Origin of the sequence: Pseudomonas sp. MAG733B, from assembly GCF_036884845.1 — a bacterium.
In the GTDB taxonomy this organism is placed as follows: Bacteria; Pseudomonadota; Gammaproteobacteria; order Pseudomonadales; family Pseudomonadaceae; genus Aquipseudomonas.
Genome location: NZ_CP145732.1, coordinates 2,236,649 through 2,248,430, shown reverse-complemented (window position 1 = coordinate 2,248,430; position 11,782 = coordinate 2,236,649). Strand labels below are relative to the sequence as shown.

Below are 11,782 nucleotides of genomic sequence, written 5' to 3'. Positions count from 1 at the left end.
TTCAGCAGATTGCAGTGCAGTGACATCAACCACGAGCCAGAACCTTGGTCAGCGCCTCGAGGAAGCGGCTGTTTTCCGCCGGCAACCCGATGGTGATGCGCAAGTGGTTCGGCATGCCGTAGTTGGCCACCGGACGCACAATCACGCCTTCGCGCAGCAAGCCCTGGAAGACCGGAGCCGCTTCGCGCCCCAGATCAACGCAGATGAAATTGCCCTTGGACGGAATCCAGCCCAGCCCCAACTCACGGAAACCCGCTTCCAGTTGCTGCATGCCAGATTCGTTCAGGCGACGACTTTCAGCCAGGTACTCTTCGTCCTTCAACGCTGCGCAAGCAGCGGCCAGGGCCAGGCTGTTGACGTTGAACGGCTGACGCACGCGATTCAGCACATCGGCAACCACGGCGGTGGACAAGCCGTAGCCGACGCGCAGCGATGCCAGGCCGTAGGCCTTGGAGAAGGTACGGGAAACCAGCAGATTCGGATAAGCCGCGAGGAAATCCAGACCATCCGGCAAGTCGCTGCCTTCGGCGTATTCGATGTAGGCCTCGTCCAGCACCACCAGCACGTGTTCCGGAACATCCTGCAGGAATTCGTCCAGCGCCTCGGCGCCGAACCAGGTGCCGGTCGGGTTGTTCGGGTTGGCGATGAACACCACTCGGGTATTGGCATCGATCGCAGCCAGCATTGCAGGCAGGTCATGCCCCCAATCCTTGGCCGGAATCACCTTGGCCTGCGCGCCGACCGCCTGAGTCGCGATCGGATAGACCGCGAAGGCGTGCTCGCTGAACACGGCATTCAGGCCCGGCGCCAGATAAGCGCGCGCCACCAGCTCAAGAATGTCGTTGGAGCCGTTACCCAGCGTCACTTGATTCAGCTCGACGCGGCATTGCTCGGCCAACAGGGTCTTGAGTGCAAAACCGTTGCCGTCCGGGTAGCGAGTCAGCTCGGCCAGCGCGTCACGGATCGCTGCCAGCGCTTTCGGACTGGCGCCCAGCGGGTTTTCGTTGCTCGCCAGTTTGACGATGCTGGCCGGATCCAGATCCAGCTCGCGAGCCAGTTCGTCCACGGGTTTGCCCGGAACGTAAGGCGAAAGTTGTTGCACGCCCGGCTGTGCCAGAGCGAGGAAATTGCCACTCATTTGCTACCGCCCCTTAGAGAACTGCTTTCGGGTAGGAACCCAGCACTTTGAGTGCTACTGCTTCCTGACTGATCTTTTCCAGCACACCTTTTACCAGCGGATCACGGTGGTGGCCGACAAAGTCGATGAAGAACACGTAGGTCCATTTGCCGCTGCGCGACGGACGGGTCTCGATGCGCGTCAAGTCGATGCCGTTGTCGTGGAACGGCACCAGCAACTCGTGGAGTGCACCCGGCTTGTTGCTCATGGAGACGATGATCGAAGTCTTGTCGTCGCCGGTCGGCGGCACTTCCTGATTACCGATCATGAGGAAACGCGTGGAGTTATCCGGACGGTCCTCGATTTTTTCGGCCAGACGGGTCAGCCCGTACAGGCCGGCCGCCATGTCGCCGGCAATCGCCGCCGAGTTCCACTCACCCTTGACCCGCTTGGCCGCTTCGGCGTTGCTGGACACCGCCACGCGCTCGACATTCGGGTAATGGGCGTCCAGCCACTTGCGGCACTGGGCCAGCGACTGGGCGTGGGAATAGATGCGGCTGATGCTGTCGGTCTTGGTGTTTTCACCAACCAACAGGTGGTGGTGAATCCGCAACTCGACTTCGCCACAGATCACCATGTCGTGTTCGAGGAAGCTGTCGAGGGTGTGGTTGACCGCGCCTTCGGTGGAGTTCTCCACCGGCACCACGCCGAAGTTCACCGCACCGGCCGCCACTTCACGGAACACCTCGTCGATCGCCGCCATCGGCTTACTGATCACGGCGTGGCCGAAGTGCTTCATGGCAGCGGCTTGGGTGAAGGTGCCTTCAGGGCCGAGGTAAGCCACTTTCAGCGGCTGCTCGAGCGCCAGGCACGAGGACATGATTTCGCGGAACAGCCGCGCCATCTCTTCGTTGCCCAACGGCCCCTGGTTGCGTTCCATGACACGCTTGAGCACCTGAGCTTCGCGCTCAGGACGATAGAACACCGGCACTTCGCCTTCGGCCAGCGAGGCCATCTTTACTCGCGCGACTTCCTGGGCGCAGCGCGCACGCTCACTGATCAGCTCCAACACCTTGGTGTCCAGAGCATCAATGCGAACGCGCAGTGCCTTGAGTTCTTGCTCAGACATTAGCCGTGTTCCTTCTCGAACTCTGCCATGTACGAAACCAGTGCGTTGACCGCAACGATGTCGACGGCGTTATAGATGGAGGCGCGCATGCCGCCCACGGAGCGGTGACCTTTGAGGTTCAGCAGGCCACGCTCGTCGGCACCGGCCAGGAACGGCTTGTCCAGCCGGTCGTCCGCCAGGCGGAACGGCACGTTCATCCACGAGCGATCCGACTTGTTGATCGGGTTGCTGTAGAGGCCGCTGGCATCGATGAAGTCATACAGCGTGCGCTGCTTCACTTCGTTGAGCTTGCCGATGGCTTCGACGCCACCCTGCTCTTTCAGCCATTCGAACACCAGGCCGGACAAATACCAGGCGAGGGTCGGCGGGGTGTTGTACATCGAGCCGTTATCGGCCGCGACCTTGTAGTTGAGCATGGTCGGGCACAGGGAACGGGCGTGACCCAGCAGGTCTTCGCGCACGATGTTGACCACGATGCCGCTCGGGCCGATGTTTTTCTGCGCGCCGGCGTAGATCATGCCGAAGCGCGAGACATCCACCGGACGCGAGAGAATGTCGGAAGACATGTCGGCCACCAGCGGAACGTCGCCGGTTTCCGGAATCCACTGGAATTCCAGGCCGCCGATGGTTTCGTTCGGTGCGTAATGAACGTAGGCCGCGTCCTTGGACAGCTTCCACTCGTTCTGGCCGGGAATGGCGAAGTAATCGTAAGGCTTGGCGGTAGCAGCAACATTGACGTTGCCGTAACGCGAAGCTTCTTCGATGGCTTTCTGCGACCAGATACCGGTGTCGATATAGTCGGCAGTGCCGTTTTCCGGCAACAGGTTCAGAGGAATCTGAGCAAATTGCTGGCTGGCGCCACCCTGCAGAAACAGCACTTTATAGTTCGAGGGGATATTCAGCAGATCACGCAGATCCTGCTCGGCCTTGGTGGCAATGGACACGAACTCATCACTGCGATGGCTCATTTCCATGACCGACAAACCTTTGCCGTGCCAATCAAGGAGTTCACCCTGGGCGCGCTTCAGGACAGCTTCGGGAAGCGCCGCAGGACCGGCACAGAAGTTATAGGCTCTCTTGCTCACATCCAATCTCGCTCTGATTTGGTGGTATCACATATCAGTCGGCGCCAATCTCATGTGGGAGCGGGCTTGCTCGCGAAGGCGTACTGACATTCAGCAACGATGTCGCCTGATACTCCGCTTTCGCGAGCAAGCCCGCTCCCACAAGGATCTTCATGGGCGTCGATATTTCCGTACGGACAAACAACAAGGGGGCGAATTTTCATCCGCCCCCCATTTACCCGATTATTCCTGTGGTTCTTCGTCAGCGGCAGCGTCGAGTTGCTGGTCTTCGGCGGCATCATCGATCACATGCCCCTCGAATTCCGCACCCTCTTCACCTTCAAGCTCTGCACCTTCGAGCTCTTCGCCCTCGACTTCCGACGGTTCCTGAACCCGCTCAAGGCCGACCAGGGTTTCATCCTTGGCCAGTTTGATCAGGGTCACGCCCTGGGTATTACGGCCGAGGCTGGAGACTTCGTCGACACGGGTACGCACCAGCGTGCCCTGGTCGGAAATCAGCATGATTTCCTCGCCGTCGAGTACCTGCACCGCGCCGACCAGACGGCCGTTGCGCTCGTTGCTGACCATGGCGATAACGCCTTGGCCGCCACGCTTGTACTCAGGGAACTCGGTGATCGCCGTACGCTTGCCGTAGCCACGCGCCGAAGCGGTGAGGATCTCACTGCCTTCTTCCGGGATCAGCATGGAAATCAGCTTCTGCCCTTCTGGCAGACGCATGCCGCGCACACCGCGAGCGGTACGGCCCATGGCGCGAACGTCGGATTCCTTGAAGCGAGTCACTTTGCCGCCGTCGGAGAACAGCATGACTTCACGCTCGCCATCGGTGATGGCCGCGCTGATCAATACGTCGCCTTCGTCCAGCTCCAGCGCGATCAGGCCGACGCTGCGTTGACGGCTGAAGGATTCCAGCGGGGTCTTCTTCACGGTGCCGTTGGCGGTCGCCATGAAGATGTAGTGACCTTCGGTGTATTCCTCGACCGGCAGCATGGTGGTGATGTATTCACCGTCATCCAGCGGCAGCAGGTTGACCAGCGGACGACCACGGGCGGCGCGGGATGCTTCTGGAATTTCGTAGGTTTTCAGCCAGTACACCTTGCCCTTGCTGGAGAACAGCAGCAGCGTGGTGTGGCTGTTGGCAACCAGCAGGTGAGCGATGTAGTCCTCATCCTTGACGCCGGTCGCCGATTTGCCTTTACCGCCACGACGCTGTGCCTGGTACGCAGCCAACGGCTGGGTCTTGGCATAGCCACCGTGGGAAATGGTCACGACGCGCTCTTCTTCCGGGATCATGTCACCCAGGGTCAGGTCGAGACGGGCGTCGAGGATCTCGGTGCGACGCACGTCGCCGTATTCGGCGCGGATCACTTCCAGTTCTTCGCGGATCACTTCCATCAGGCGCGTGGCGCTGTTGAGGATGCGGATCAGCTCGCCGATCTGGTTGAGGATCTCTTGATACTCGGCCAGCAGCTTTTCGTGTTCCAGACCGGTCAGGCGGTGCAGACGCAGTTCCAGAATGGCTTGCGCCTGTTCCGGCGACAGGAAGTACTTGCCTTCACGCAGACCGTATTGCGGATCGAGGTTTTCCGGACGGCACGAATCGGCGCCAGCACGTTCAACCATCGCCACTACCGCCGAGGATTCCCAAGGCGTGCTGATCAGCGCTTCCTTGGCTTCCGATGGCGTTGGCGAGGCCTTGATCAGGGCGATGACCGGGTCGATGTTCGACAAGGCAACCGCTTGACCTTCAAGGATGTGACCACGTTCGCGTGCTTTACGCAGCTCGAACACGGTACGACGGGTAACGACTTCGCGACGGTGACGAACGAAGGCTTCCAGCAGGTCCTTGAGGTTCAGGATCCGTGGACGGCCATCGATCAGCGCAACGATGTTGATACCGAATACCGCTTGCAACTGGGTCTGGGCGTAGAGGTTGTTGAGGATCACCTCAGGCACTTCGCCGCGACGCAGCTCGATCACGACGCGCATACCATCCTTGTCGGACTCGTCGCGCAGTTCGGTGATGCCTTCGAGTTTCTTCTCTTTAACCAGCTCGGCGATCTTCTCGATCAGACGCGCCTTGTTCAGCTGGTATGGGAGTTCGGTGATGACGATCTGCTGACGGCCACCGACCTTGTCGATGTCTTCGATCATCGAGCGGGCGCGCATGTAAATGCGGCCGCGACCAGTGCGGTAGGCTTCGATGATGCCGGCACGACCGTTGATGATCGCGGCGGTCGGGAAGTCCGGGCCGGGGATGTATTGCATCAGCTCGTCGACGGTCAGCTCAGGGTTGTCGATGAGCGCCAGGCAACCGTCGATGACTTCACCGAGGTTGTGCGGCGGAATGTTGGTCGCCATGCCCACGGCGATACCGCTGGAGCCGTTGACCAACAGGTTGGGAATACGGGTCGGCATGACCGCAGGGATCATTTCGGTGCCGTCGTAGTTCGGCACCCAGTCCACGGTTTCTTTGTGCAGGTCAGCCAGCAGCTCGTGCGCCAGCTTGGTCATGCGCACTTCGGTGTATCGCATGGCCGCGGCGTTGTCGCCGTCAACCGAACCGAAGTTGCCCTGACCGTCTACGAGCAGGTAGCGCAGGGAGAATGGCTGCGCCATCCGAACGATGGTGTCGTACACCGCGGTATCACCGTGCGGGTGATACTTACCGATCACGTCACCGACAACACGGGCAGATTTCTTGTACGGCTTGTTGAAGTCGTTGCCCAGCTCGCTCATCGCGAACAGCACACGCCGGTGCACGGGCTTCAAGCCATCGCGCGCATCCGGCAGTGCCCGCCCGACAATTACGCTCATCGCGTAGTCGAGGTAGGACTGCTTCAGCTCGTCTTCGATATTGACCGGGAGGATTTCTTTGGCCAGTTCGCCCATGAGAAGCCTGATTCCTTTTTCTGGTGAAACTTCGTCACATCCATATGGGACCAACGAAGCTCGCCGATACAGGCTGAGTGCCATGTACCGACTTACGACAAATCAACGAGTTATGCCATGGATCTGCGCAGTGAAGGTCACCCCGTGGGGCAACCTTGGAAACCGCCGGATGTTATCACAAGAGCCGCCACGCACCTATCCCCTAGATGCGCATGGAGAGTAGTTAGTTGACCGGTGACAGGCTTGAGGGGGACGAGAGAGGCTTAGAGCTGCTGCGAATGCAGAATCTGGGGCCGGATTACGGATGTTTATTGACTTTCAGACCCTCATCGCCAGCAGGCCGGCTCCCACATCGACCCGTGTCGATCACAAATCCTGTGGGAGCCAGCCTGCTGGCGATGGCGTCCTTTCGAACGCCACGGCTAATCAATGCAGGCGCTTGCGGCACATCAACTGCGCCATTTTCGCTGTATCCGGGCGCTCGACGATGCCTTTTTCGGTGACGATGGCATCGATCAGGTCCGCCGGGGTCACGTCGAATACAGGATTAAAGGCATCGACATCCGCCCCGACCCGCTTGCCGCCAACCTCCAGCAATTCGCGACCGTCACGCTCTTCGATCGGGATGTCGTCGCCACTGGCCAGGTGCATGTCGATGGTCGAACTCGGCGCCACTACCATGAAGCGCACGCCGTGGTGCATGGCATTGACCGCCAGTTGATAGGTGCCGATCTTGTTCGCGACGTCGCCATTGGCGGTGATTCGGTCAGCGCCGACGATGACCCAGGTGATGCCCTTGGTCTTCATGATGTGGGCGGCAGCGGAGTCGGCATTAACGGTCACCGGAATGCCTTCGTTGGCCAATTCCCACGCGGTCAGCCGCGAACCTTGCAGCCACGGACGGGTTTCATCGGCGTAAACGCGTTCGACCATGCCTTCGATGAACGCGCCGCGAATCACCCCCAGCGCCGTGCCGAAGCCGCCGGTGGCCAGTGCGCCGGTGTTGCAATGGGTCAGGATCGCCTGGGCATTGCCCTGGTGCTTGCGGATCAGGTCCACACCCAATTGCGCCATGGTCAGGTTGGCTTCGCGATCACTTTCGTGAATGGCGATCGCCTCGGCCTCCAGTGCCACCAGCGGATCGACATTGTCTTTCAGGCGATCGAGCCGATCATGCATGCGGCCCAGCGCCCAGAACAGGTTGACCGCCGTGGGACGGGAGTCGGCCAGCAGCGCGAAATCCTCTTCCAGCGCCGCGTACCAGTCGCCACCTTCGGCAATCCGGGCACGCGCCGCCAGCACGATGCCATAGGCTGCACTGATGCCAATGGCCGGCGCGCCGCGCACCACCATCGAGCGAATGGCTTCGGCCACGCCAGCCGCGCTGGTGTAGGCGATCCAGGTTTCCTCGAACGGCAAAATACGCTGATCCAGCAGATAGAGGGCGTCATCACGCCAATCGATGGCCTTCACCTTCTCCGCAGCCAACAGTCGATCGCGCATCCCACACCCCGCACTCATGAACAAAAGCCGCCGATTATAGCGATCCCCCCGCGAAGACGCTCGGGTATACTTCGCCATCCTTTACAAAAGCACTGGAACCGACCCTCGATGCCGAACACTGCCGCTGCGCTCGACCTGTTATTGCTGCCAACCTGGCTGGTACCCGTCGAACCCGCTGGCGTTGTCCTCAAGGATCATGCCCTGGGCATCCGCGACGGCCGCATCGTGTTTATCGGCCCACGCTCGGCCGCACTGAAGCTTAACGCAAGCGAAGTCCGCGAATTGCCGGACATGGCGCTCAGCCCCGGCCTGATCAATGCCCACGGCCACGCGGCAATGACCCTGTTCCGTGGCCTGGCGGATGATCTGCCCTTGATGACCTGGCTGGAAAACCACATCTGGCCTGCCGAGGCGGAATGGGTCGACGAGGATTTCGTGCGCGACGGCACGGACCTGGCAATCGCCGAACAGCTCAAGGGCGGCATCACCTGTTTCTCTGACATGTACTTCTTCCCGAAGGTTGCCAGCGAGCGCGTGCACAACAGTGGCATTCGCGCACAGATCGCGATCCCGATCCTTGATTTTCCGATCCCCGGCGCCAGTACGGCGGACGAAGCCATTCGTCAGGGCATCGAATTGTTTGGCGATCTCAAGCACCACGACCGCATCAAAATCACTTTCGGCCCCCATGCACCCTACACCGTGGGCGATGAAAACCTGGAAAAAATCCGCGTGATCGCCGAAGAACTCGATGCGTCGATCCACATGCACGTGCATGAAACCGCCTTCGAAGTGCAGCAAGCGGTCGAACAGCGCGGCGAACGCCCGCTGGCCCGCCTCGCGCGCCTGGGTATGCTCGGGCCGCGCTTCCAGGCGGTTCACATGACGCAGATCAGCGAAGAAGACCTGGCGTTGCTGGTAGAAAGCAACACCCATGTGATTCATTGCCCGGAGTCGAACCTGAAGCTGGCCAGCGGTTTCTGCCCGGTGGAGCGTTTGTGGCAGGCCGGGGTCAATGTCGCCGTGGGCACCGATGGCGCGGCCAGCAACAATGACCTCGACCTGCTGGGCGAAACCCGCACCGCTGCGTTGCTGGCCAAAGCCGTCGCCGGGTCAGCTACAGCACTGGACGCCCATCGCGCCCTGCGCATGGCCACCCTGAATGGCGCCCGCGCTTTGGGGATCGAAACCCAGACCGGCTCGCTGGAAATCGGCAAAGCCGCCGACATCGTCGCGTTCGATCTCTCTGGCCTGGCCCAGCAACCGGTCTACGACCCGGTTTCGCAGCTTATATATGCCACCGGCCGGGACTGCGTGAAACATGTCTGGGTCGCCGGCAAGCAACTGCTCGACGACCGTCGCCTGACGCGCCTGGATGAACAACAGCTGGTCGCCACAGCCAAGGCCTGGGGCCAGCGCATCAGCGGCCGTACCGAATCGTAAGCCCCCCCGGACTCAACACCGGGGCAACAGGATTTTTCAAGTTTTAGAGGACTTAAACCATGAGCAACGTCGACTACGCCGAAATCGCCAAATTCGAAGCCCTGGCCCATCGCTGGTGGGACCGCGAAAGCGAATTCAAACCACTGCACGATATCAACCCGCTGCGGGTCAACTGGATTGATGAACGCGTCAATCTGGCCGGCAAGAAGGTCCTCGACGTCGGTTGCGGCGGCGGCATTCTCAGCGAAGCCATGGCCCAGCGCGGCGCAACTGTCATGGGAATCGACATGGGTGAAGCGCCGCTGGCGGTCGCTCAGTTGCATCAGCTGGAATCCGGCGTGAGCGTCGAATACCGTCAGATCACCGCCGAAGCCCTGGCCGAAGAAATGCCGGAACAGTTCGACGTGGTCACTTGCCTTGAGATGCTCGAACACGTGCCGGACCCGTCTTCGGTGATCCGCGCCTGCTTCCGCATGGTCAAGCCGGGCGGCCAGGTGTTCTTCTCGACCATCAACCGCAATCCAAAGGCATATTTGTTCGCCATCGTCGGCGCCGAATACATCATGAAGTTGCTGCCGCGCGGCACCCACGACTTCAAGAAATTCATCCGCCCTTCCGAGCTCGGCGCCTGGAGCCGCATGGCCGGCCTGACCGTCAAGGATATCATCGGCCTGACCTACAACCCGCTGACCAAGCACTACAAACTGGCCTCCGACGTGGACGTCAACTACATGATCCAGACCCTGCGCGAGGAGTAAGCCGATGCGTATCAGAGCAGTTCTTTTCGACATGGACGGCACCCTGCTCGACACCGCGCCGGACTTCATCGCGATCTGTCAGGCGATGCGTGCCGACCGTGGCTTGCCACCGATCAACGACAAACACATCCGCGACGAGATCTCTGGCGGCGCCAAGGCGATGGTCGCGGTGACCTTCTCCATGGACCCGGAATCGCCCGGGTTCGAGGAGCTGCGGCTGGAGTTTCTGGAGCGTTATCTGGTCGGTTGCGCAGTGCACAGCAAACTCTTCGACGGCATGGGCGAACTGCTCGCCGACATCGAGAAAGCCAACCTGATCTGGGGCGTGGTCACCAACAAGCCGCTGCGTTTCGCCGAGCCGATCATGCAGCAGTTGGGGCTGGCCGAGCGCTCGGCGCTGCTGATCTGTCCGGATCACGTGAAGAACAGCAAGCCTGATCCCGAGCCGCTGATCCTCGCCTGCAAGATGCTTGACCTGGACCCGGCCAGCGTGTTGTTCGTGGGCGATGACTTGCGCGACATCGAGTCAGGGCGCGATGCCGGGACCAAGACCGCTGCTGTGACTTTCGGCTACATCCACCCGGACGATAATCCGCGGCATTGGGGGGCGGATGTGGTGGTCGATCATCCGCTGGAGTTGCGCAAGGTGCTTGATAGCGCGCTTTGCAGCTGCTGAGCCGAATTGGATTTTGTGGCGAGGGAGCTTGCTCCCGCTGGGGTGCGAAGCGCCCCTCTATTTACCACCACAGTCTCTCAGGCACACCGCATTGAATGGTTTTACGACTGCTTCGCAGCCGAGCGGGAGCAAGCTCCCTCGCCACAGTTCGGTGCCCGCATTAATTGTGTAGAGGTTCTATATGTTTGATTATTCCGCCCGCCCCGATTTGCTCAAGGATCGGGTCATTCTGGTCACCGGTGCCGGTCGTGGCATCGGTGCCGCTGTGGCCAAAACCTACGCCGCCCACGGTGCGACCGTGCTGCTGCTGGGCAAGACCGAAGCCAACCTGACTCAGGTTTACGACGAGATCGAAGCCGCTGGCCATCCGCAACCGGCGGTGATCCCGTTCAATCTGGAAACCGCCCTGCCCCATCAATACGATGAGCTGGCCGCGATGATCGAAACCGAGTTCGGCCATCTCGATGGTTTGCTGCACAACGCGTCGATCATTGGGCCGCGCACCCCGATCGAACAGCTGTCCGGCGAAAACTTCATGCGTGTCATGCAAGTCAACGTCAACGCCATGTTCATGCTCACCAGCACCCTGTTGCCGTTGCTCAAGCTGTCGCAGGATGCCTCGGTGGTGTTCACTTCCAGCAGCGTCGGCCGCAAGGGTCGCGCGTACTGGGGCGCTTACGGCGTTTCCAAGTTTGCCACTGAAGGCCTGATGCAAACCCTGGCCGACGAAGTCGACACCGTGGCGCCGGTACGCTCCAACAGCATCAACCCGGGCGCCACTCGCACCAGCATGCGTGCCCAGGCGTATCCAGGGGAAAACCCGCTGAACAATCCGACGCCCGAGGAGATCATGCCGGTCTATCTGTACCTGATGGGTCCGGACAGCACCGGTATCAACGGCCAGGCTTTCAACGCCCAGTAACGCCGTACGTCGCATTTGTGCCGCGCCGACTTCCCGTCGCGGCACGCCGGCAAAGGCGAATTTCAGTCAATCTTATGTCGCAATAATCGCCACCTATTGCACACCAACATACAACCGTTTGATTTATAAAGAATTTATTGAAAACAAATCGAATGGCACGACTTTCGCTCTGCATTTGCTTAAACACACCATGTGAAAGCGAACGGGGCGAGCCTGGAGTCAGCAGGTTCCTAAACTTCTACAAAGCAGATTAAACTTGT

At 60.3% G+C, this 11,782-nt stretch carries 9 protein-coding genes; 4 read left to right on the top strand and 5 right to left on the bottom strand.

Annotated features, from left to right (window positions below; genetic code table 11):
- Positions 1–25 precede the first annotated feature (25 nt).
- From hisC to mtnA, 5 genes are all read right to left on the bottom strand, one after another.
- A complete protein-coding gene (gene hisC / locus V6Z53_RS10245; protein ID WP_338585384.1) occupies positions 26–1,138 on the bottom strand; it encodes a histidinol-phosphate transaminase in 1,113 nt (370 codons plus the stop codon).
- Positions 1,139–1,151: 13 nt separating this feature from the next.
- Entirely contained in the window at positions 1,152–2,246 is a 1,095-nt protein-coding gene (gene pheA, locus V6Z53_RS10240) for a prephenate dehydratase (protein ID WP_027620100.1), read from the bottom strand.
- Positions 2,246–3,331, bottom strand: coding sequence for a 3-phosphoserine/phosphohydroxythreonine transaminase (gene serC, locus V6Z53_RS10235; protein WP_338585382.1), 1,086 nt, complete (start codon positions 3,329–3,331; stop codon positions 2,246–2,248). The genes pheA and serC overlap by 1 nt, the downstream gene beginning before the upstream one ends.
- A gap of 222 nt (positions 3,332–3,553) precedes the next feature.
- The gene (gene gyrA, locus V6Z53_RS10230) at positions 3,554–6,220 is read right to left on the bottom strand and encodes a DNA gyrase subunit A (protein WP_338585381.1); all 2,667 of its coding nucleotides are present in this window, start codon (positions 6,218–6,220) and stop codon (positions 3,554–3,556) included.
- Between the two features lie 426 nt (positions 6,221–6,646).
- Entirely contained in the window at positions 6,647–7,723 is a 1,077-nt protein-coding gene (gene mtnA / locus V6Z53_RS10225; protein WP_338585380.1) for an S-methyl-5-thioribose-1-phosphate isomerase, read from the bottom strand.
- A gap of 108 nt (positions 7,724–7,831) precedes the next feature.
- On the opposite strand from mtnA, the gene V6Z53_RS10220 reads away from it, so the two are divergent.
- From V6Z53_RS10220 to V6Z53_RS10205, 4 genes are all read left to right on the top strand, one after another.
- A complete protein-coding gene (locus V6Z53_RS10220; RefSeq protein ID WP_338585379.1) occupies positions 7,832–9,166 on the top strand; it encodes a TRZ/ATZ family hydrolase in 1,335 nt (444 codons plus the stop codon).
- Positions 9,167–9,225: 59 nt separating this feature from the next.
- Positions 9,226–9,924 carry a bifunctional 2-polyprenyl-6-hydroxyphenol methylase/3-demethylubiquinol 3-O-methyltransferase UbiG gene (ubiG, locus tag V6Z53_RS10215; RefSeq protein WP_033055822.1) on the top strand — a complete coding sequence of 233 codons (699 nt, stop codon included), beginning with the start codon at positions 9,226–9,228 and terminating at the stop codon, positions 9,922–9,924.
- Positions 9,925–9,928: 4 nt separating this feature from the next.
- Positions 9,929–10,600, top strand: coding sequence for an N-acetylmuramic acid 6-phosphate phosphatase MupP (mupP, locus tag V6Z53_RS10210; protein ID WP_217873267.1), 672 nt, complete (start codon positions 9,929–9,931; stop codon positions 10,598–10,600).
- A 181-nt stretch (positions 10,601–10,781) separates the two neighbouring features.
- On the top strand, positions 10,782–11,522 hold the full coding sequence (locus V6Z53_RS10205) for a YciK family oxidoreductase (protein WP_338585378.1): 741 nt from the start codon (positions 10,782–10,784) through the stop codon (positions 11,520–11,522).
- Positions 11,523–11,782: the final 260 nt, after the last annotated feature.